The organism is Nocardiopsis sp. FR4, from assembly GCF_009830945.1.
Taxonomy (GTDB): domain Bacteria; phylum Actinomycetota; class Actinomycetes; order Streptosporangiales; family Streptosporangiaceae; genus Nocardiopsis.
The window spans coordinates 42,267-62,806 of the sequence record NZ_VWVV01000029.1 but is presented as its reverse complement, the minus strand read 5'-3'; the positions used below and the strand labels follow the sequence as shown (position 1 = coordinate 62,806).

Annotated in this window: 29 protein-coding genes and 1 pseudogene; 3 read left to right on the top strand and 27 right to left on the bottom strand. The window is 63.3% G+C overall.

The genetic code is table 11. The annotated features are described in order from the left end of the window. Positions 1-473 precede the first annotated feature (473 nt). The 4 genes from FYW95_RS22605 to FYW95_RS22590 all read right to left on the bottom strand — a co-directional run bounded on the left by FYW95_RS22605 (position 474) and on the right by FYW95_RS22590 (position 5,213). Positions 474-1,442, bottom strand: coding sequence for a transposase family protein (locus tag FYW95_RS22605; protein WP_201294989.1), 969 nt, complete (start codon positions 1,440-1,442; stop codon positions 474-476). Positions 1,443-1,640: 198 nt separating this feature from the next. Next, complete coding sequence (locus tag FYW95_RS22600; RefSeq protein WP_160050750.1) at positions 1,641-2,771, bottom strand: Kelch repeat-containing protein; 1,131 nt, start codon at positions 2,769-2,771, stop codon at positions 1,641-1,643. Positions 2,772-2,853: 82 nt separating this feature from the next. Then, entirely contained in the window at positions 2,854-4,119 is a 1,266-nt protein-coding gene (locus FYW95_RS22595) for a hypothetical protein (protein WP_160050749.1), read from the bottom strand. A 29-nt stretch (positions 4,120-4,148) separates the two neighbouring features. After that, the gene (locus FYW95_RS22590) at positions 4,149-5,213 is read right to left on the bottom strand and encodes a hypothetical protein (RefSeq protein WP_160050748.1); all 1,065 of its coding nucleotides are present in this window, start codon (positions 5,211-5,213) and stop codon (positions 4,149-4,151) included. A gap of 589 nt (positions 5,214-5,802) precedes the next feature. On the opposite strand from FYW95_RS22590, the gene FYW95_RS22585 reads away from it, so the two are divergent. After that, a complete protein-coding gene (locus tag FYW95_RS22585) occupies positions 5,803-6,612 on the top strand; it encodes a transposase family protein (RefSeq protein WP_160050793.1) in 810 nt (269 codons plus the stop codon). Between the two features lie 177 nt (positions 6,613-6,789). Here the strand turns inward: FYW95_RS22585 and FYW95_RS22580 are convergent, their stop codons facing one another. The 9 genes from FYW95_RS22580 to FYW95_RS22540 form a co-directional block, all read right to left on the bottom strand. Beyond that, positions 6,790-7,566, bottom strand: a complete 777-nt coding sequence (locus FYW95_RS22580; RefSeq protein ID WP_160050747.1) for a hypothetical protein — start codon at positions 7,564-7,566, stop codon at positions 6,790-6,792. 292 nt (positions 7,567-7,858) lie between these two features. Continuing rightward, positions 7,859-8,305 carry a hypothetical protein gene (locus FYW95_RS22575; protein WP_160050746.1) on the bottom strand — a complete coding sequence of 149 codons (447 nt, stop codon included), beginning with the start codon at positions 8,303-8,305 and terminating at the stop codon, positions 7,859-7,861. A gap of 51 nt (positions 8,306-8,356) precedes the next feature. After that, positions 8,357-8,722 (bottom strand): hypothetical protein, encoded by a 366-nt coding sequence (locus tag FYW95_RS22570; protein ID WP_160050745.1) that lies wholly within the window; start codon positions 8,720-8,722, stop codon positions 8,357-8,359. Next, on the bottom strand, positions 8,719-9,291 hold the full coding sequence (locus tag FYW95_RS22565) for a hypothetical protein (RefSeq protein WP_160050744.1): 573 nt from the start codon (positions 9,289-9,291) through the stop codon (positions 8,719-8,721). Before FYW95_RS22565 ends, FYW95_RS22570 begins: the two co-directional genes overlap by 4 nt. A gap of 2 nt (positions 9,292-9,293) precedes the next feature. Beyond that, positions 9,294-10,019 (bottom strand): DUF2786 domain-containing protein, encoded by a 726-nt coding sequence (locus FYW95_RS22560; protein WP_160050743.1) that lies wholly within the window; start codon positions 10,017-10,019, stop codon positions 9,294-9,296. A 64-nt stretch (positions 10,020-10,083) separates the two neighbouring features. Then, positions 10,084-10,527, bottom strand: a complete 444-nt coding sequence (locus FYW95_RS22555) for a hypothetical protein (RefSeq protein WP_160050742.1) — start codon at positions 10,525-10,527, stop codon at positions 10,084-10,086. Between the two features lie 58 nt (positions 10,528-10,585). Then, positions 10,586-11,155 (bottom strand): hypothetical protein, encoded by a 570-nt coding sequence (locus FYW95_RS22550; protein WP_160050741.1) that lies wholly within the window; start codon positions 11,153-11,155, stop codon positions 10,586-10,588. Continuing rightward, positions 11,145-12,038, bottom strand: coding sequence for an AAA family ATPase (locus tag FYW95_RS22545; RefSeq protein ID WP_160050740.1), 894 nt, complete (start codon positions 12,036-12,038; stop codon positions 11,145-11,147). Before FYW95_RS22545 ends, FYW95_RS22550 begins: the two co-directional genes overlap by 11 nt. A 65-nt stretch (positions 12,039-12,103) precedes the next feature. Next, a complete protein-coding gene (locus FYW95_RS22540) occupies positions 12,104-12,364 on the bottom strand; it encodes a hypothetical protein (RefSeq protein ID WP_160050739.1) in 261 nt (86 codons plus the stop codon). 130 nt (positions 12,365-12,494) lie between these two features. On the opposite strand from FYW95_RS22540, the gene FYW95_RS22535 reads away from it, so the two are divergent. Then, on the top strand, positions 12,495-12,719 hold the full coding sequence (locus tag FYW95_RS22535; RefSeq protein WP_160050738.1) for a hypothetical protein: 225 nt from the start codon (positions 12,495-12,497) through the stop codon (positions 12,717-12,719). A gap of 18 nt (positions 12,720-12,737) precedes the next feature. On the opposite strand, the gene FYW95_RS22530 is transcribed toward FYW95_RS22535, so the two are convergent. From FYW95_RS22530 to FYW95_RS22470, 14 genes and pseudogenes are all read right to left on the bottom strand, one after another. Next, entirely contained in the window at positions 12,738-13,433 is a 696-nt protein-coding gene (locus FYW95_RS22530; protein WP_160050737.1) for a PP2C family protein-serine/threonine phosphatase, read from the bottom strand. A 241-nt stretch (positions 13,434-13,674) separates the two neighbouring features. After that, complete coding sequence (locus FYW95_RS22525; RefSeq protein WP_160050736.1) at positions 13,675-13,839, bottom strand: hypothetical protein; 165 nt, start codon at positions 13,837-13,839, stop codon at positions 13,675-13,677. Further along, entirely contained in the window at positions 13,836-14,150 is a 315-nt protein-coding gene (locus FYW95_RS22520; protein ID WP_160050735.1) for a hypothetical protein, read from the bottom strand. Before FYW95_RS22520 ends, FYW95_RS22525 begins: the two co-directional genes overlap by 4 nt. Before the next feature lie 27 nt (positions 14,151-14,177). Then, positions 14,178-14,660, bottom strand: coding sequence for a single-stranded DNA-binding protein (locus FYW95_RS22515; RefSeq protein WP_160050734.1), 483 nt, complete (start codon positions 14,658-14,660; stop codon positions 14,178-14,180). A gap of 123 nt (positions 14,661-14,783) precedes the next feature. Next, positions 14,784-15,173 carry an HNH endonuclease gene (locus tag FYW95_RS22510; protein WP_160050733.1) on the bottom strand — a complete coding sequence of 130 codons (390 nt, stop codon included), beginning with the start codon at positions 15,171-15,173 and terminating at the stop codon, positions 14,784-14,786. After that, on the bottom strand, positions 15,170-15,409 hold the full coding sequence (locus FYW95_RS22505) for a WhiB family transcriptional regulator (protein ID WP_201294994.1): 240 nt from the start codon (positions 15,407-15,409) through the stop codon (positions 15,170-15,172). Before FYW95_RS22505 ends, FYW95_RS22510 begins: the two co-directional genes overlap by 4 nt. Positions 15,410-15,465: 56 nt before the next feature. Further along, positions 15,466-16,164, bottom strand: a complete 699-nt coding sequence (locus FYW95_RS22500) for an ATP-binding protein (RefSeq protein WP_160050732.1) — start codon at positions 16,162-16,164, stop codon at positions 15,466-15,468. Between the two features lie 19 nt (positions 16,165-16,183). Beyond that, a complete protein-coding gene (locus FYW95_RS28460) occupies positions 16,184-16,489 on the bottom strand; it encodes a hypothetical protein (RefSeq protein WP_236572275.1) in 306 nt (101 codons plus the stop codon). A gap of 333 nt (positions 16,490-16,822) precedes the next feature. Beyond that, positions 16,823-16,993: pseudogene (locus FYW95_RS28980) on the bottom strand (helix-turn-helix domain-containing protein); the annotation flags it as partial. Between the two features lie 75 nt (positions 16,994-17,068). After that, on the bottom strand, positions 17,069-17,680 hold the full coding sequence (locus FYW95_RS22490; protein WP_160050730.1) for a hypothetical protein: 612 nt from the start codon (positions 17,678-17,680) through the stop codon (positions 17,069-17,071). A 53-nt stretch (positions 17,681-17,733) separates the two neighbouring features. Beyond that, positions 17,734-18,048: a hypothetical protein gene (locus FYW95_RS22485; RefSeq protein WP_160050729.1), complete on the bottom strand. Its 315-nt coding sequence runs from the start codon at positions 18,046-18,048 to the stop codon at positions 17,734-17,736. Between the two features lie 166 nt (positions 18,049-18,214). Next, a complete protein-coding gene (locus tag FYW95_RS22480; RefSeq protein WP_160050728.1) occupies positions 18,215-18,532 on the bottom strand; it encodes a hypothetical protein in 318 nt (105 codons plus the stop codon). After that, positions 18,532-18,858: a hypothetical protein gene (locus FYW95_RS22475; protein ID WP_160050727.1), complete on the bottom strand. Its 327-nt coding sequence runs from the start codon at positions 18,856-18,858 to the stop codon at positions 18,532-18,534. Before FYW95_RS22475 ends, FYW95_RS22480 begins: the two co-directional genes overlap by 1 nt. A gap of 171 nt (positions 18,859-19,029) precedes the next feature. Then, positions 19,030-19,311: a helix-turn-helix domain-containing protein gene (locus FYW95_RS22470; RefSeq protein WP_160050726.1), complete on the bottom strand. Its 282-nt coding sequence runs from the start codon at positions 19,309-19,311 to the stop codon at positions 19,030-19,032. A gap of 144 nt (positions 19,312-19,455) precedes the next feature. Between FYW95_RS22470 and FYW95_RS22465 the strand changes: the two genes are divergently transcribed. Next, positions 19,456-20,145: a helix-turn-helix domain-containing protein gene (locus FYW95_RS22465; protein ID WP_160050725.1), complete on the top strand. Its 690-nt coding sequence runs from the start codon at positions 19,456-19,458 to the stop codon at positions 20,143-20,145. Positions 20,146-20,540: the final 395 nt, after the last annotated feature.

Here is a 20,540-nt window from a genome sequence, read left to right as displayed (position 1 = left end):
CGCGATCTGTTGGAGGGTCTCTGTCGGCCGATCCTCTACCATGGTGGAGATGGCTCCTGTTTCAGTGAGTTGTTTGGTGCGGGGTGGGCGGTTTTCCTCTTAGGGCCTCTGGGCCGGCCGCCCATCCCCTCCTCCTCTTCTACACGTACTTCCTCGGTACGAAGTGCTTGCAGGCACAGCAGAAGCACCAAAAATGACCCGGAGGAACCCTCAGGGGCGTCATCGCTGGTACGCCTGGCGCTTGAGGTCGAAAGTCTCTTGCGGGAAGAGACGGTGCTAACCGTGAGCCGAAGGCAACGGTGTCATCGCGAGGTGGGGTCGGAAGGAAGCCCGAGGCGAAACCCTGCACTGAGGAACACGAACCGCGGATGAGGCAGCCCAATCGAGATTAAGCCAGCCACGGATAGCAAATCCCGTCATTGCCAAGACGGTCGGGGCGTAAACGCGGCAGCGGTAGGGGACAGCGGCTGTTATTACGAGTGGGTGCGTGATAGCGGGTGAGGCGTGGTGGCCCCGTCTGCCGTGCTTTTCAGATGTTCGCGGTGCGGTCGGAGACCAGTCCGGCGATGGCCCGGTAGGTTCTCGTGCCGGTGGGTCCAGCGTGTCAACTGCTTCCAGCGCTTGTGGTCGGCCAGGGCGTGTTCGACGGTGATCCGATCTGAGGAATGCGTGTGGCGGTGGTGCTTCCACCGCTCGTGGAACTCGGGCAGGGCGCTCCGGTTCGGCTTGCGCGGTGGTGTGATGGCCTGACCTGGGTGATCACGCCGCAGACCGAAGTAACCGTCGTCCAGCAGCACTTCTACCTCTGAGAAGTGGCGGAAGCACGCGTCGATGCCTTCGAGCCGAACCGCTGTGGCATCGTGCATGCGTCCGGGGCGCAGGAAGCCGGTCCACAGCGTGCGCCCGCGGTGGTCGGCCACGACGGTGGCCTTCATCGTGTCCTGCTTCTTCTTACCCGCCACGAACGCCCGCTGCCCGCCCCGACCCGCACGGGGCCGGCGCACCTGGACTTCGGTGGCATCCAACCGCAGTTCCACACCCTCGGCTTGGGCGTAAGCGAACACGTCCGACAAGGTGGGCAGACGCACCCCCGGACGGTTCGGGACTGCGCACCCCCGCTCGGCCAACAGCACGCGAATCTGGCTCCCAGCCCGCGTGACGGTGGACCGGTCCACTCCGAACAGCCGCCCCAGGACCGCGTGCGGTAGGTCATGGCGCAGGTGGATCAGGGTGGCCACTAGGCGGTCGACGAAGACCAATCGGTGCCCGGCACCGGCTCCGGCAGCCCGTTTCCTCGCCCCGACCCGGACCTGGTACTGGTGGTCTTTAACGGCCGCTTCCCAGGGGCGGGCCAGCTTCTCCACGAGCGCGGCCAGGTGGTGTTGGGAGATTCCGGTGAGCCGTGGATGGGCCAGGACCGCATGGTTGGCCTTGATCGTCACGGCGGGATCATGCCACAGCCGTTCATCCCTTGCCTCACCCGCTATCACGCACCAATTCGTAAGCAAGTGATCAAGCTTGTGCTTTTTGAACTCGTCACCGATCCACCCAAAGGCCCTCATATGACCCGATCAGAACTAACCTGTCCTTAAATTCCAGAAACAGATAGACGTAGGATCTCTAACCCTGCTAACGGAGCACTAGGTATTCATGTCGACCTTGACTCCTGTCGGTTCACATCCAAAACCGCCCCAGCCGAGCAATGTATTCTCCGAAATGGGTATGAGAAGGTCGCAGTAGCCTTTCAGTTCATTTTCCTGTGAACGGTGGTGTGTACCTTCCTCCAGATTCCAAAGGCTAAATTCCCCAGGTGCGGTTGCTATCAACATAGCCTCGTTTAGGAACTCCATTTCTCCCGCCTGGGATTGATAAGAGGCTGAGGAAACTGGAGGGCGAAAATCGCTGTAATCTAGTTCGCCTACCAATTCCGCCTGACCCTGTTCGTCAAGCTCATACAGATTTGTTTGTTCTCCGCCTCGCACCGCCATTAGCGCTTCACCCGTAGGCGAGATTGCCAGCCCTGTGAAAATGTGCTCCGCCTGGATCTCCTCCAAACCGGTGATGCTCTGGACTGGAGCGCTTGTTTCACCCACACGGAACATCGCCATGGACAGTTTGAGCGAAGAATTTCCGATGATCATTACCGAGTCATTGAGCACTTGCAGGTCGTATACCTGGAAACCCGCATCTGCCCCTGTTAAGGGGATGGTTTCCCAGGTGTCATCCACTAGTGAGTATATGAGAAGACTATTGCTTCCAAGTTCATTATATCCTCCTGCAAAAATCACATGCTGGTCGAGGTTGACCGCTCGTGCCGAGGACCTCGCCTCCGGCGCTTCCGCAATAGGTTCCCAAGTATCCGTTTTAGGGTCGTAGAAGGCTCCTTCTCGTGTCAGGTGACCGTCTTCGCGGTTAGAATAATCAGGAGTGAACCCGCCCCAGACCAGCATTCGTTCTCTTACTAGGACGGCTGTGTGTCGGGTTCTCGGCTCCAGTTCTCCCTCCGCTATCCTTCGCCAGGAATCAGTTTCAGGTGAATAGGCGGCGCCATCGGAGAAGGAGTCGTGCTGAGTTGTGCTGTGGCCACCCCAAACCAGTAGCTCTTCGCCGGACCAGATGAGACTGTGTTCATTACGCAGGGCGAGCGGGCTCTCCGAAATATTGCTCACGGAAATTTTCGCATTCCACTGATGTTCCTGAGATGTAGCACAGGAAGCTATCAGGAAGGTTAGTACCAGAAGCTGGGATGCCACCTTTGCCTTTGACTTCATTCGACCATGACCCCATGTTTTTTGTGAACTTCCAAACATAGAAGATTACCGATCAGAAAAACGGAGAGGCGGATGCTAATAGTTATTTTTGAATGGCGTTTAGACATTCCATGGTTCCATCGGAAGAGTGGTGGGAGTTTTCTTTGGACTCGATCCACGTGACATCTTCGATTTCCTCAAAATATCTTCTAATCAAGCCGGGATCAGTCAATGGATCATTTTCGGAAACCACCACGCAAGTTTCCTTTGATGAAACGGAAAAATCTTGGTATTGGCCATCCATAAAAGAGCAAGGGGTGTGCATTCCAGAAATCACAGAAAGGTGACTGTGACTCGAGTACTCTTCCTGGGGCCAACCCGAAGTTATGTTGCAGACCTCTGACAGGTAGGATAGGTAAGCTGGAGACATCGAGCTTTCGCCATACCTTAGCCAGAGCGAATCAGATAGCTCTCCAGCCAGCTGGTCATCTTGTCTTTCGCGCAACTTATCTGAGTAAACAGATATTTCTCGAGGGGTGAGATAGCCTAGGGCTATTTCTGCGGATATATAGTCGAACTCTTCTACTGGAATAGATCTCCCATTTAGGTTATTCCCGCCTGGCAGTCTACTTGTTTCCATGTTGCTGATTATTTTTTGGGCTTGGTTTGCTCTGGAGTTGATCAGTTCTTCCCCGCTTGCGCCAACCGGAAAAGGCCTGATCAATGTCACCCAGTCCAAGTCGCGTCCTTCCAGATAGGAAAGCCTGGCGGAACCGAATGAGTAACCTAGGAAGGCTTTTACTTTGACATCTTCCTTTATCTCGATCGCTTCAACGATTTCACTATAAGATTCTTTCGTGAAACTCCATGATTCCTGGTTTTCAATTTGACAATTTTTAACGAGTGCTTCTGCTGATCCTGAGTTCGGGCTTCCTTCCTTCCGCGTTTCGGCATAGAAGGTTTGCAGCATGTTCCTGCAGTCTTCGGAGTTATCTTTTTGGACCCAAGGTTCCTCGACGAAGACGAAGCTATAATCGTTCGGGAGAGAGAAGGAGGAAGCAAGTTCTTCCAACCTTATACTGCCTGAGAGGATGGAAGACCCTGGGCCACCCACATCAACGATGACTGCTTCTTCGCCTGTTCCTCTTATGAACCCGTAGCGACTTGTACCCGAACCAGTGGCAACAAAAGAGCAAGTTTCTCTTGGTGTTGGATTCTCACATGGATCTTCTTTCTCAAGCGGACCTGCGGACCGGATAGTGCCCACGCCTGTTGTTTTTATGTAACAAAGAGAACCCACTACTGCGAGCGCAAGAAATGAAATAAAAATAAAATACAAGGGCGGGATGCCCCGCTTGGTGCGAGGCATCCCATTGTTCTTCAATTGAAGCAACTTATTTACCAGCCGCTATCTTTGTGGACATGTGCATAGACCGGGTTACCAGGAGCGCAGAATGCTCCGCAGTTCTGGACTTCAGCCCAGTTGTAGTCTGCGAACGAGGGGATGAGGCTGGAGTCGCGAGCCGTCACATGCATTGCGAAGTCGAGCCCCAGTTGGTTACTGCTTTTCCCATTCCAGTCGATACCCATTGAACGTTCAGCGAGATTGGGATCAACCTCTGTATTGGTGCAGTCTCCAATAGGAACGGAGATCCCGGCTCCTGCGAAGGTCAGGCTGAAAGTGCCTCCTGAAGGAGTGCACTGCGAAGGACCGAGGGGAACCCACCTATTGAGCTTGGTGATGTCGCTCGAGGTTCCTGCCCAAGGGCGACTGCGAATAGTGTAATCGACTGTCTCAGCTCTGCCCCAAGAGTGAGCGGCCATGTCCCAAAGCCCCCACCGGTTATATGCCCATTCCCTGGTGCCTGATTCGGCCCATTTCTCATAGCAACTCATCATTTGATGATGGTTTCCGGCTTCGGATGAATAGGCTGGCTCAAAATACCCCCACCAGCAGTCGTTAGATACTCTATACATCCCATTTGGCTCTGCATAGTTGTATCCCATGCCTACTGTCTGGGAGTTGAATTCTTCTTCTGTCGCGGGTTCCTGGGCGAATCCTACACCGATGCCGCTTTGGCTTTGTTCGTCATCCAGTGGCAGCTCGGACCGGTTGATCTCGCTGGGAATGAGACCATCTACCCATACGAGATCAATTGTGCCTTCTGTGAGTGGATCAGCTAGCTGTGCCGTTCTCACATCGCCGATATCAACGAGGTTTCCCTCCCGCGCCTGCTGTTCCAGATATTCATCTACTTTGGAAGTAGATTCGTCTGTCGAGCTGAAGGTCGACACGTGAGATGGTGTATTGATATCGATCTCACCAAGATCGATTTTGGCGGTTTGCAGCTGAGCAAAGGGATCTTGGTTTGACTCATTGGCAAATGCGTTGCTTGGTACGATTCCAACGAGGCTGATTCCAAGAAGAGAGGCTGCGATCTGAGTTCTTTTTTGGGGGAACATCTTTCTCTCTTATGGGGGAAACTAATGCATGTTTCATGGTGATCGTACCATAAGGTTTAGCTGAACATGAAGCCATGGTTCATGGTTAGAGTGATGTTTCGCCCTAAGTGCGGTTGACCTGCATTAACTTTCTCGCGACAGTGGAGTATGCTGTTTCTTTGTGAGAAATTTATTCTTTTGTTGCATTTGAGGGTGATGTGTTTCTGGGGTTAGTTGTGGTATTGGCGAGCGTGCGCAGGTGTGCCTTCGCCGTGCTCAAAGGCTTTGGTGTGGCCAAGAGCGATCGGGACAGCGGAAACAGGTGTGCAGGCTATGGGCCTGGTTCACCCTGGGTGAGATTATCCCGCCGAAATCGTTACCTTTAGTGACTCCATGCGGTGATCTTGGCTGCAGGCCGGGGCTCCCAAGTGGAGCGGGCATCATGCTCCCGGGGAACTCAGCCACCACTGAGGTTTTCTCAGCGAAATAGCAGGTTGCTGTGAGCGAACACAAGACGGTACGGGCCGACCCTGACCCCAGACAGACGTGAAACCCCTGGTAGGACAGGTCTCACCACAAGATCATGTCCGTAGCTACCAGAGGCTTCACGTTGGTCACCTATTCTGCCACCCTCGACGTCCCGCGCCACCTCGTTGAGTTCCTCGCCCGTCACCTGGCCGCCCACCGGCGGCGGATCGGCACCCCGAAGGGCTCGCGGACACTCGGCCCCTTCCGCCAGGCGGTGCTGGTGCTGCGCTGGTTCCGTGAGCACGGCTGCGTGCACTGCCTGGCCCGTGACGCCGACGTTTCCCAGGCCACCGGCTACCGCTACCTACACGAAGGCATCGACGTCCTCACCGACCAGGCCCCCGACCTACATGAGGTCCTGACCCGCTGTCACAGCGAAGGCATGGCACACCTTGTCCTCGACGGCACGCTGATCGAGTCCGACCGTCTCGCGGAAGTCCGTGAGAACGGCAATGACCTGTGGTTCAGCCAGAAACACAAGGCCTTCGGCGGCAACATCCAGTTCCTGTCCGCGCCGGACGGCACCCCGCTGTGGGTCTCCGAGGCCGAACCCGGCTCCACCCCCGACATCACCGCCGCCCGCATCCACGCCCTGCCTGCCCTGTACAAAGCAGCGGCCGAGGGCCTGCCCACCCTGGCGGACAAGGGCTATCAGGGCGCGGGTATCGGCGTACACACCCCCATCAAGCGCCCTACGGGCAAAGGCGAAGGGGCGCTCCACGCGGATACCCGGATGTACAACGCGCTGTTGCGGCACGTTCGCGCGCTCGGCGAGCGCACCGCCGCCGAGCTCAAGGAGCGCTGGAGGACGTTGAAGCGTGTCACGCTTAGCCCGAACCGGATCGGAGACATTGCCCGCGCGGCTCTTGTCCTCAACGGGCAGTGGAAATGATCTTCGTTGAGAAAACCTCACTGCCTCCTGGTAATTTATCGGGGTGGCAGCTGAGACCATGGGTCCCTTCATAAGCCAGGCGAGCATCCATCCCTGCCACCGCGAGCCTCGGGACACGCGATATCTCTCGTGATCACTACAGAGGACACTTCGTCACAAGGCGCCCTTTGGTACAGGTCACTCCACCTGTCGTGTCAGCTGACAGGTCCACTCCGTGTACTCCCCGATAGGGATTGCGGTCCGACACCCCGCACACCACACGGCATCCTCCCCAGCCCTGCGGGTGAGCATCATCAGCCCGCAGGAAGGACACGGCACCCCGTCCAGAGTGACGGTCTTTACGGCCTGCCCGGTGACTGCTTCGGCGCGGCGGTGCAACCAGAGGATTTCCCGTCCCGCGTCGGCGCCGGACAGGTCGGGGTAGGCGTCGACATACTCCGGGCGGACCACCCCGAGAACGTCTTCCGGGAGCTTCCCGAGGTCCTCCGTGGTGAGCACACGACGCATCGGCTCAGGTGACAGTCCGATCAGCGTAGGCACGAACCGGGCGAGAACGAGGCAGGCCCTGCGGATCATCTCAGTGCGCTGCCCCCACGACACGTTGGCCGGGGCGGGATCGAGGCCGGCGACGGCGCGGACCCGCTCCTCCCAAGACACCAGGAGATCACCCATGTTGACCATGAGCCGGTCCACCTCCAAGTCCAGCGGGGAGGGCGGTTCGGGGCGGCTGGTGGAGACCTTCTCCGCGGTGGTGTGTCTGTTCTTCTCCCGGAGCAGGTGCCCCAGCTCCTCGTAGTGCTCGGGGAACTGGTGGAGGGCGTGGGTGATGTCGGCCGCGCACGGGTCGCAGAAGGTGCGCGAGGTGAGTGCGGGCGAGAGGTGACCCTCGAGGGTGGTCGTGGCGGAGCGGCAGTGTCGTCCGCGAGCGCACTCGCGGTGGGTGTCGTGGTGCATAGAGGTTCTCCGAGGTCTAGTGAGGGATGGGGAGTCCGGCGCGGCGGAGCGCTGCGCGGTCGTTCTTCCAGGAGCGGTGATCGGACGGAGTGAGTGAGGTGATGACCCATCCGGCTCCGTGGGGTGGTCGCCACTCCAGATGCCGTGCGCGACGGGTCACCGTCCAACCGTGCCGCTTGGCGACCTTGTGCAGGGACCGATACTCGGGGGCGAGGCGGGTGGTCATGTCAGCTCCAGAGCGGGAAGGCCCGCCCCGAGGTCGGGAACGGGCTGGGGCGGGTAGCGACGGGAATTAGCCGACGAGCTCCTGGGCGCGGCCGATCGCCTCAGGGCGGGTGGTGTACTGGGCCCACCCCTTAGGTCCGGCTGCGGCGTGGTGCACGAACCACCTGTCGAGGTGTCGGGTGACGGTCGCGGTCCCCTGCGGCCCGGTGAACTCGAACGTGGTCGCCGCGTCGAGGAGCCGTTCCTGCTCCTTCAAAAACTCCAGCTCTCGACGGGCCTTGATGAGCTCCTCGTTGAGCCCGTTGGCTTCCGTCGTGAGCTGTTCGTGGAGACTCGGCTCCTCCTGGACCAGGTGCCCATCAAGGGTGGCGTGGTGGTAGTGCCATTCGATGTCGACGTCGGTGTCGTCGTGGAAGGGGAAGTCGTCGCATTGCCCGAGAGCCTCGTCGAGGTCGAGGGCGTCCACGTCGACGGTGCGTGTCGCCTGGCCGGTGAAGTGCAGGGTGTAAAGCATGTGGGGCTTCCTGGGTGAAAGGGCCGCCCGCGCAGGGCGGCCCCGAGATGGTCAGAAGGGGAGGGGGAGAAGCGCCTCGTCCAGGTCGGCTAGGAGCTTGTCGAGGTCGACGCTGGTGGCGGTCTTCGCTTCGCGGACGAGCTGGATCGCGTCGCGGATTCTTTCCTCTGGGGTGGGGAGCGGCGCGGCGCTGACCTGGACGTAGCCAGTCTTCCGCTGGGCTCCCGTGTGCGTCACCGGAGAGGCGTGGAAGGAGTGCCGCAGGAGTGAACGGGGGCGTTTCCCCGTCGCGGCGTCTACGACCTCGATGCGGGTGTCGGACAACTTGGTGACGCGGACGACGATCTTGTCTCGGGGGTTGCAGTGGCGCCAGGTTTCACCGACGCGAACCGGGGTGCCGGGGAACCGGATCCTCACAGGTCGTCCTTTCGTAGGGGTGTCAGGGATCGGAGGAGGAGCATGAACTCCCAGTCGGCGGTGACGTCCTCCCACAGGCCGAGCCGGATGTGCTGGGCGTGTTCCGGGGGCATGTGGTCCCACTCCATGGCCAGGCGGTTGCCGTAGAAGAAGGCTTTGGGGGTGCCGATCCGCCACCGCGGGCTCCCTCCTTCGGGTGGGGGTTGCCGGTACATGACGGTGGAGGGCATACCTCCGGGCCACGGCTGGTCCTGGGGGTTGCCTCCGATGCGTCCGCTGGGGATCTCGCGTAGCTCGGCGGAGGCCAGGAGGCCGTCGTTCGTGCGCCGGTCCGGTCGGAGGGTCCGGGTGCGGGTCTCGTACCGCCATCCGGGGAGCAGGTGGTGGGGCTCCTCGCAGCGGAACCCCACCACCTTGCTGTGGTCCATCACCGGCCGGTCGGTGCTGCCCAGACCCAGGCGCATTCGCCACTGTCCGAGCATCGCCGTGCGTTTGCGTCGTGCTGCGGCCAGTCGGGAAAAGTGGTCGTGCGTGGTCTGGACATCGGTGGCGCAGTAGATGGTGGGCATGGTTATCGGCCCAGTGCGGCCCGGCCGTTCAGGCGGGTCTGCCCGATGTCCGCGCGGTTCCCGGCTTCGGCGCCCGCCTGGTATCCGGACAGGTTGAAGGTGGTCCGGCCTCGGGTGGTGCGCTGGTACACCGTGTTCTTGCGGGCTTCGACCACCTGGGATCGGTTGGCGAGTACCAGGGCGGTGGAACGGCCTTCGGCCTGCGGGGTGACTTCCTGGGCGGCCTGGCGCTCGATGGCCTCGATACGGTCGCCCACTCTGTTCGCGAATCCGTGGCCCCAGGACCGCTTGTACGTCTTGATCGGCACGTTTCCGGGGGCGGTGGTGATCTTCGCGAGACCGTTCATCATCTGAAGGAGGAGAGAGGTGTACATGACCTCCGCGCGCTCGACGTCGGACGTGTACCCGAAAACGTGGACGCGCTGCGTGCCGTTGGACTTACCGCGCCGGTGGGGAATGCGGACGGTCTTGCACCGCATGGCCTCCGCGATCCGGAAGAACAACTGGGCCTTCACCATGGCGCGGGGGTTGGGGATGGTGACGATCTTGTCCGTCGGGGTGTCGTTGGTGGGGTTGCGGTCGGCGGCCAGGGCGCGGTCGATGCCGTAGCGGGCCATCCATTCGGTGGCCTTCGCCGTGTACGCCTCGGCCTCGGCTTCGGTGGTCGCGGGGTCCTCGGCCTTTGCCAGCAGGGCGAGGACCTTGCGGCGGATGTTGTCGGGGATCATGGCGTCTCTTTCTGGGGTGGGGCTGGTAGGGGCGGCATGGGGTGCCGCCCCCTGGGCGGGGTGGTTAGGCGGGGAGGTTGTTCACGAACGCGGTGGCGTAGTCCTTGCAGGTGATGCAGGGCTCCGGGCTGGCCAGGTGGCAGGCGTAGGAGGCATGGAGCTTCTCCGCGTACTCGTGGATGGTCCGCTCGCGCTCCTCCTTGTCGGCGCGCTCCTTGGTGCGTAGGAGGTGGATCGCCTGGGGGACGAGGCCTTCGAGGTCCTCGAAGTCGAAGGCGGCAAGCGCGTAGGTCTGTCCTCGGAGGTAGAGGTGCACCAGGTTTTCCTCGATGAAGAGGGCGAGGTCTCCGGAGTAGGGCCAGTCGGGGGTCCAGGCGGTTTCGTCTACTGCGTTGGTGCTGGTGGGGGTGTCGTGGAGGCGGGTGACGGCGGCGTTGGCTCCGTAGTGCTGGAGGGTCCATTCGGCCGAGCGGATCGCGGCGTCGGGGGAGGGGTCTGTGTGGGGCATGCGGGTCCTTTCCGGGGTGGGGCCGGCCGGGGTGGCCGACCGGCCCTGAGGTGCGGTTTTACCGCTCAACTGAGGAAGACTGTACCGGAACAGTGTTCCCCTGCTCAAGCTCGTTTTCGCTGGTAGGAGCCTTGATGAGGTGCGATAGCCAGTTCTGGTGGCTGTACCAAGCGGAGAGGACCTCTTTCGCGCCGGAGGCGGGCGTGACGACGACCTTGGGCTGTCCCTGGGTGCGTGTCATGCCGGGCACCTCGGCGATCTCGCCCGTGTCCGGGTCGATCACGCCGCCGTGCTTGCGGACCATCTCCGCCACGCGTTTCGTGTACGCCTCGCGGACGGTTTCCTCGATCTCGCTCTCCGCGGTGGCTTTCACCCAGTCGAGGTAGGAGCGCGGGTTCGTGACGGTGACGGTGACCGGCCCGTCGTCCACGCGCACCGTGCCGATGGCCACGGGCTTCCCGGTCGCGTCGCGGACGCGGACCGTGGTCCGGTCGCCGGGAACCATGGTGCTGGTCAGGTCCTCGACCAGGTCGGAGACCAGGGCCTTGCGGCGTTCCTTATCGGCCTGGCCGACCTCGCTTTTCACCAGCGCGGCGGCGACGAGGAGCACCAGGTCCTCATGCTGCACGGGAGGCCGCCTCCTTGCCGCGCCGGGTGATCAGGTCACCGAGGGTCGTGGGCTGCTCGGTTGCGGGGTCGATCACCGGGGCCCCGAGCAGACCGCGTCGTCGCCCTTCCGCGAGCAGTCCGCGCAGCGCTTCCACCGTCACGTCGGCCGTGAGCGCCTGGTCTCGCAGGCTGTTCGCCGTGGGGGAGGGGACGCCGTCGTTGACCCACGCCAGGAGTTCCTGGGCGAGTTCCTCCCCGGGTCGGGGAATGACCTGGCTGTCGAGAGCGTGTGCGCGGGCCTTCGTGATCGTCATGGTGTGGTCGCGGTCGAGGTCCCCGATCAGCGAGAACTCGTACTCCACGCCGTCCCTCTGCTCGGGCTTCAAACCGATCTTGACCGGGACGGCCTTCCCGGAGCTGTTGGTCTGTACCTCGTAGGCGACCTTGCTGCGCATCGTGACGATGACGTGCCCCGGGAAGCTGGTGATCGCCTCGATCATCGCCGCCTCGACGGGGCGAATGTCTCGCCAGCCGGTCGCAAACTTGTTGCCGCCCTTGCTCAGGTGATCGACCTGTTCGAGGACACCACCGACGCCGTTCCAAAACTTCGACCAGGTGTCAATGATGAGCACGCCGATCTGAGCCTGGTTGGCGGCGGCGATGGCATGCAGCAGGTCCTGGGGTGCGTAGTGACGCATCACCAGGTGCTGGAAGTCGAACTCCGTCGAATACTCGGCCGCGGATCCGTTCTCGGTGTCGATGACACCGATCGGCTCTCCGAGGTGGGCGGCGACCTTGAGGGCGGTATAGGTCTTGCCCGAGCCGGGAGGGCCGGTGAACGCGGCCCTCACCTTCGTCTGCTCCTTGGTCGCGGGTACGAACGTGAACTGGGTGGTGGTCATGGTGGTGGTCCGTTCCTGTGTCGGTGGGGGAGGGGCCGCCCCGGGCTGGGGCGGCCCAGGGGCGCTTATGCGTCGGCGTAGAGTTCTCGCCCGCAGCTCCGCCGCTCGTCGGCGTGCCGGCCGAGGAGGTCCTCCATGGCGTCGCCGATCGCCTCGCTGATCCAGGCCGTGTGGAACTCGTCGGCTGCGCCGAGTTCGTCGCCGCAGCAGGGGCACTCCAGGTAGGTGGGCCACCGGGGGCATCCGGGCACGAGGGTGAATTCGGTGGGGGCGTGCTCGGCGGCGAGGTCTTCGAAGGTGGTGACCTGGAGGAGGGCGGTGGGCATGACAACTCCAACGGAATGAGATTCCGGAACATTGTTCCGGTCTTGGGTTGGCTTGACCTTAGCTCGGTCCGCCCAGGTCAGCGAGACTCTTCCGGAACTAGCTTCCGGAACCCTGTGCTATAAATCGGACATGGCAACCGACAAGCTCAAAGCGTTGACGAGGCAGTACAACCGACAGGAAGCGGCCCTCAACAAGACCCGCCAGGAGGTCTGGGACGAGATCGACCGCCTCCTCGACACCGGGGAGGCCACGCCCACACAGGTCGCGGAAGACGGCCCTTTCCGGGACACCTACATCCGGCGACACCGGCGCGACCGCAGGAAGGCCGCCCAGGAGGCCCAGGCGGAGGCGTAGTCCTCCCACGCCCGCCCTTCACAGGCGGATGACGACCGCCGTCGCGTTGTCCCCGCTCTGCTCTGCCTTCGGACGGTCTGCATCTGCCTCCCGCGCGGCTTCCACCAGGGCCTGGGCACACACCTCTGGGTCGGTGTCGAAGCGCCACACGATCTCGCTGATCTCCTCGTCATCGAGCACGTCATGCACCCCGTCCGTGGTGAGCAACACCAACTCCGGAGCGGCGGCTGACCTGGTGCCGTACTCCGATTCGAAGCTGCGGGCGACGCTGGTGGTGACGATGTTGCGGCGCTTGCGCGCGAACTCCTCGGGCATCCCCGCGTCCAGGAGTTCCTGGGCTTCGTTGTGGTCGCGGGTGAGCTGGGTCAGCTCCCCTCCGGCCCAGGTGTAGGCGCGGCAGTCACCGACCCATGCGACGTCGATCGCGTCGTTGGGGGTGTACTGGGAGGCCACGACCATCACACAGTCGCCGTCGTAGTCACGGCCGAGACGGGCAGCGGCCTCGCCGAGACCAACGTAGGGATCGTAAGGGACCGCCTTGGTGGCTGCCGTCACTGTGGCTTCCCGCGCGGCCTCGGCCACATCGTCCTCGGGACCGAACCCGTCCGCGAGCGCGGCGGCCCATTGTCCGGTGTCGCGGTTGAAGACGACGTGGTGTGCGTCCTGCTGGGAATCTCGCAGGCCCTGGTCGGAGTGAGCGCCGAAGGTGATCACAGGGGTCTCTCTTTCTGGGGTGGGCCGCCCCGGGGCGGGGCGGCCCGTGCTGGGTTCAGGCGCAGTAGCGGGGGAAATTCAGGCGCGCTGTCGCGAGGGCTTCCTCGGCGAGTTGGCGGGGCCGGGGAGCGCCCGCCGCGATGGCGGCGAGCGTGTCCTGCCACAGCAGGTCTTCCGCTGAGTGCGCGGCGTCTTCATCAGCCGGGTCGATCAGCGACCCGGCTGCGGACTTGTTGCGGTGTCACGGGCTCTTCTCCTGGTCGAGTTGTTCGTTGAGGCTGGCCAGAGCGGTGTCGTGGTCCTCGGAAGCGTGGGTGACGTGGATTCGGTACAGGGTCCACAGGCGCACCCGTTCCTCCGGGATCGCTCTGGCCACGCGGGTGAGCCAGGTGTTGTGTGCGTTCACGTGTAGCTCGGCGCCTTCGTCGGCTGGACCGCGACGTACTCGGTCTTGTGCACGGCTGTGACCTGGTGCGCGGTCACGGTCTGCTTGGCGCGGTTGACGAACTTGGGGTTGAGTTCGTCCCCGATGAGGGGCAGTGCCCAGTGGGTTCCGTCGTCGGTGCGCTGCACGATGAGGATCCATTCCTCGCGCCCGTCGGGCAGGTCGGCGTCGTGCTGGAGGTCGATGGGGGTGTATCCCGCGTGGGGTTGGCCGAGGTCAACCACGTGGTTCAGGGCGTGGGCGACGTCGAACGGGATCTGGCGGGTGATCACTGCTGGTGCTCCTAGGTGGGGATGGGGTTAGAACGGGGTCTGCGGGCTGGGGGAGCCCCAGGGGTCGTCTGCCGGGGGCTGGTATCCGCCCGTGTGCCCGTATCCGCTGGTGGATCGGTTGTTCTGCGTGTGGTGTTCGGCCGACCGCTGCTGTCTGGTCACGGTCGCGGTGGCGTTGCGCAGGGCCGGGCCGACCTCGTCGACGTCGATCTCGAAGACGGTGCGCTTTCCGCCCTCGCGGGTGTCATACGAGCGCTGTTTCAGGCGGCCCTGCACGATCACCCGCGTGCCGCGCTGGAGGCTTTCGGCCACGTTCTCCGCGTGCTGCTGCCAAACGGTGCAGGTGAGGAACATGGCCTCGCCGTCCTTCCACTCGCCGCTCTGGCGGTCGAAGGTGCGTGGAGTTGAGGCGACCCGGAAGTTGGCGACCGGTGTGCCGCTGGGTGTGAATCTCAGATCGGGGTCGGCTACGAGATTGCCGACGAGTGTGATCGGGGTTTCGCCCGCCACGGGGTTCCTTTCTGTCTCGGTGCCGTATGCCGCATTTCGGCTGGTCAACGCCCTTTCGGGTGGCTTGACCTTACCCCACTTGGGGCAAGTTCGCTAAAACTTGCCCCAAGTTTCGAGATAAAGCTATACGCCATCACTGACAGGTGTGGACACCGCGGTCCACGACCCGTCATCGCCCAGACGCGCCCAGACCCGCCCCACGTAGAGCACGGGCACATCGCAGGGCGCGGCCAGCGCCAGCTTCGACAGCACAACCCCCCGCCGCTTGGCCTCCCGTATGGCTTCCGGACGGCAGGTGATCAGGCCGTGGCACCCGGTCGTACCGGTGCCGTGCAGGAGCAGGAGGTTCGCGGGCAGATTCAGCTCGCGCCGCCGAGTCCCGCCCGATCCCCGGTTGATGCGGTGGTGGATGCTGTGCCACCGAGGGCTGACCGCCTGTCCGCACCACACGCACGCGCCTCCGTCGCGGTCCCACACCAGTTCGCGGACGGCTCTGCTCGGTCCCGTCGTCATGCCGCACACCCCTCGTTTTCGTCGTCGGTCTCGTTCCACATGGCGCGGCGTTCGTCCTGCGTGGTCCCGCCCCAGACCCCGTAGCGCTCCCGGGCAGCGAGCGCGTACTTCAGGCAGGCCGTGCGCACTTCGCACCGACCGCACACCGCTAGGGCCTGGTCGGGCGTCTGTCCCTTGCCGGGGTAGAACGCCTCCGGGTCGGTCTCCGCGCATAGCGCCTGGTCCTGCCACGACATGTCCAGGCCGGGTGGGGGTGCGAGCAGCCGTACCAGGTCGTCCAGGTCGACGGGGGTCAACGGGACACCTTTCGGCGGTCGGCTCCGGAGATCTCCACACGGGTCGTCATCTCGATCAAGCGGGAAGCGATCCGATCACCCACTAGATCCGGCAGCGCTCCCGGAGGCTCGTTGCTCGTGAGGATGAGCGGCAGGCACCGGTTGTAGCGGTGGTTGATGATCCGGTACGTCGTCTCCTCAGTCCATGCGCTGTCCTTGGTGGTGCCGAGGTCGTCCAGGAGTAGGTGCGGGGTCTGCATCACGCGGCGCATGGTGCGCTCGCGCTCCATGGGGTCGGATGTACCGGGGCGGAGCGCGGCGTACAGGTCCGGGAACGACACCGCGACCACCCCGAACCGTGCCGGCCCGGATTCCGCGATCTGCCTCAGAGCTCCGTAGGCCTGGTGGGTTTTCCCGCTGCCGGTGGTGCCCCACAGCATGAGGGAGCCTGCCGTCGTCGGGTTCATGGACACCTCGCTGGCCCACCACGCCACCTCGGGCATGTCGGCGGTCGCGTTCGCGTACCGAGGCGGGACGGCACGTTCGAGCTTGGCGAGTGCGGCGTTCACTCGCTGGCGGTGGTGGTACGCGGGATGCCCCGGCTCATCGGGGGAGGGGGCGTCGTTGATCGGGCCGGGGGTGGTGTCGAGGCCGCGCTGGCGGGCGATACGCGCGAGTCGGCCGAGGAAGGATTCGCTGGCGAGAGCGGTGGCCATGATGGATCTCCGTTTCGGGTCAGGCCCACGGGTCGGGGTTGGAGCCGTAGGTGGTGGGGTTGCGGTAGGGCTGGTGGCCTCCGGCCCTCTGGCGGGGCGGCTGGTACGTCGGGTCGGGCTCGTCGGCGTACCGCTCGGAGCGCAGCCACGTGGCCGGATAGGCGGTGTACTGGGGGTCCTCGCCGTCGCGCTCCCGCGCGTACTGGTGAGCGGCGGCGACGATGGCGCGCGGCTCCGCTCCGCGCTTGAGCACCTGCCCCCACGCCTTGCGGGCGTCTCCCTTCGCACGCTTCTTCGGATACGCGTCCCAGAACTCCTCGAACAAGGAGCCGGGGTCAGGCTCGGCGTTCTGCGCGAGGCCGGGGAAGAGAGACTCTTCTTCTCCTGACGGTTCAGGGATGGTTCCGTCCGAAGATTCTTCGGGGGTAAGGCGCAAAATCTTCGCCCCGGAAAATCCTTCGGGGTCCGCAAATCCTTCGGGGTTCCTCGGGCTGACCTGCGACTTCCGTGACCCCCGAACATTCTTCGGGGGCGCAGGATCTTCCCCCCGAGCTTTCTTCGGGGGCGAAGAATTTTCGGGGGTCCGCATCAGGACCGTGTACATGTTCGTGCCTCGGCGTCCGCCGTTGAGCTCGACCTCCAGCTCGCCCAGTTCGACGCACTGCTGGATGGCCGACTGCACCGACCTGTCCGTGAGGTTCGTCTTGCGGCACAACTCCTTGTTGGACGGCCAGGCGTTGGTGCCGTCACCGGAGGCGCAGTCCGCGATGGCGAGCAGTACCAGGCGGGCTGAGTTTTTCGTGCGTGAGTGGTTCCACACCCACGCCATGACCTCGACGGCCAAAAGGGTCCTCCTGATCGGACGGGGGCGCCTCCCTCCGGAGACGCCCCGACGTGGTGGTGTTCAGCTCAAGGCGGCGGCGATGAGTGCTCCCGTGCGCGTGAGCCGCGCAGAATCGACCGTGCCGGTCAGCAAGCCCTTACGGACGAGGGAACGGTAGGTCCGCGGATCCCGGGTCGTCGGTTCGCCGCACCTGGTGGAAACCAGGGCATGAGCTTGGCCGTGCGTGAGCTTGGGCAGGCGCACGCAGTCCTCGGGGGAGACGATGACCTCCGCCCCTCGGCCTGGTCCGGTATCCACCCGGATACGGAGATGACGCCGGTGCCCCTTGTCCGTCCGCATGTCTGCGTAGCTGGAGACCTTCCCGGTGAAGGTGGCCACGCGGCCGTCGATCAGGCGGTGCCCTGCGACAAACGACAGACGAGGGAACCGGGAGGCGACCAGGTACTGGTCCACTTCTGCGTGCAGGCCACGGGGAATCTTCAACGCCTCACCTTCGGGGGTGATGGTGAACCGGTCCGGTCGGTCCGTCTGATCCGTGGGGTCGGTCCGGGCGATCCACCCGTTGGCTTCTGCGGACCGCAGAGTTGGCCAGGTACCGAGGGTCAGAGTCCCGGTTTCGGGGTCGGCGGTGGTCAGGGCAGCGAGGACGGCAACGCTTGGTGTGGCGCTCATGGGGCTCCTTGGTGTGGGGCCGCCCCGTGTGCGGGGCGGCCTGTCGATCGGGGTTAGCGCAGGATGGTGGCGGCGGTGCCGAGGATGATGCGGAAGGCCTGGCGGGCCTGGTGGAGCTGGTTCTGGGCTGCTGCGGCCTGGGCTGCTACGTGCCCGAGGGCGCTCGGGTTGTGGTCGGGGTTCTCTCGGAGGCGGTTGATCTCGACGCTGAGCCGATCCAGCTCCTGGGTGAGGACCTTTTCGCGGCCGTCCACGGTCCAGCTCTGGGAATGGACAAGGTCCAGCAGGGTCTGGTCAGCCGGGGTGAGGGTGGTGCGATCGATGCCGCCGAGACGTGAGTCGATGAGGGCAGAGCAGTACTCGGACATGGCGGTTGCCTTTGCTTCTGTCGGGGCTGGTCCCCGGGGCAGGTCAGAAGCTAAGGCAACCCCCGCAGAAGCGCAACAGGGTTCCGGAACATTGTTCCTATGGTGGGGTTGGTTCTCCTGAACCGGTTGGGCCGAGGGGATGGCCCCTGCCGGTCCAATCGGACCACTACATGCCGGTCCCCTCCCACACCGTGATCCGGTGAGCGTGCGTGCCCGGGTCGGTGCTCGGGGTCGAGTCCACGCGCCGGATCACGCCGCGACGGGACGCCGCCATGAACCGAGCACCGATCGCGGCCCTGCGGACCAGGGGAAGCAGAGGCCGGACGTCGTTCGCGGAGAAGCGTCGCCCACTGGCCGCGAAGAACCTGATCGCCTGGTCGATTACCGCGTTGTCCCACCCATCCGCGGACGCGCCAGCGAGCGCCTCCTCACGCAGGCGACGTCCCTCCTCCACACCCGCCTCATCGATGAGAGAAAGCTGCATCACGCCCCCCAGGTGGAACCAGGGAGGGAAGCCTCGGCGCGCAGCCACGCGCCGATGGACTGGTCAGCGCTGAGCTGCGCTCGCAGGGTCCCGATGTGATCTCGGGCGGCCTTGAGTTCCTGCTCGGCCAGGTCCATCTCGAACTGCTCGTCCACCACGGCCAGGGTGACGCGCGCCTCGCGGTCCTTCACACTGCCCTGGCCCACGCTGCGCAGCACGGCCCGCGCCTGGGCGACGCGAAACTCCTGACGCGCCTCCGCGTATCGGGTCGCGAGTTTCCGCGTGTCCCGGCTGGCCGCGTCCAGGTCCTGGGAGCGCTGCTGCATGGAACGGATGACGTCAGAAGGAGTCGGCGGGTGCCAGGTAGGGCTGGGACGGCCCGAACCGTTCACTGGTTCTCGTTTCTCGTTCGGCGGTCCGGACGGTCCAGGAGGTGGACCATGTGGACCAAGCGTGATCTGTGCGACGTTCTTGCAGGTAAACGGTGACGGTTCCCGTCACGTCCCTGTGTGGGAGTCCTGACTGAGAGGGGTGGGAATCACCTCGTTGAACCTTCGGGGCCCGCTGTAGGTCAGCGGTGCACCCACGGGGATATCGAAGGCCCTGCACACGTCGATGTAGACGGGGAGGCTGAGGGAGCGCTGCTTCTGCTCCACCTTGTAGAGATGCCACGGGTCGCGGCCCGCAGCCTCTGCCAGTCGGCGCATGGAGAGCTTCCGCTGGCGGCGAGCCAGGTGTAGCTGGTCGCCGTCCACGCCAGGAGGGATGGTGTCAAGCATGAAGCCAGCGTATGCCCAACTTGGGCCAAGTTCAAAGTAACTTGCCCCAAGTAAAGCCAGTCGGAAACCCAAGTTGCACGGAGAGTAGTGGAACTTGCCCCCAAGTTACGGCCAAACTTGGGCATGGCGCGCTACCATGGGGCCATGACCAACGAAGCCCCGCCGCCCCCCTATGCGAACTGGGGGGCCTACCGATTCGACAGAGCCCTGTCACGAGCCTGCGAAGACCAAAGCCTCACCCTCGCCGAGTTCGCCGAAGCGATCGGCAAGTCTGACCAGGCCCTGCGCAACATCCGCTACGGGACCAGCAGTCCCCGTCCAGACACGATCGCCCGGATCGAAGAGGCCGCAGGATGGGACATCGGCGGGTACGAGCAAGCGCGTGAAGGCAAGACTCCGACTCCTGCGGTCCGCGCCATCGTTCAGTCGCAACCAACGCGGCTCGCCTTCCTGCTCCGCGTCGTTCACACCAAGAGCGGGCACCCCTACACCTTTCGGGACCTCGCCAAGGAACTGCGCCAAGGCGGCATCGACATCACGGTGGGCCAAGTAGAGGCGCTGACCGAGACATGGCAGGGCGCACCGGAGGGCATCGAGGCCGGCCTCGCGTCGATCTTCGGGGTGCCCACGTCCTACTTCACCGACGACACGGTCGCAGTAGAGGTGGAGAGGGAGCTTGCCCTGCTCGCAGCCCTGCGCGACACCGGAGTCAAGAACCTTGCTCTGCGTGCGGCTGGCCTCTCTCCTCGAAGCCTTGATTCCCTCGCGCGCATGGTCGAGTCGGCACGAGAGATCGAAGGTCTGTCGAGCGCGGAACATAAACGAGACAAGTAATATATAAAACCTTTACAAAAGAGCGAAAGCTCACCCTTTATCTGGTTTTGTGCGCTGCTCTGGCCTGGCATGATGATCCAGGAGGGGTAAGTTCTTTCACGACTCCCATTGGCATGCTTCGCGTGTCGATGTGGAGCCATTTGGGCTGCCTTTGGCGTGAGCTAAGGCTGTATAAATAGTTCTACCGCATTCGTATTAAGTATGTGAACTAGTGCTTTTCTTGCGTCACTGATCTTATTTTTGGTTGGGGTCATGGGGCGGGGGTATTTTTATGTTCTGTCCGGGTGGGCGTCGATCTTCGTCGTCCCAAGGGGCAGCAAATGGGGAACTCTACGATCAGTGTAGGGATAAGTTGACCTCCCTGCATCTAGAGCTTCCAGATTCACGCTCGCTCT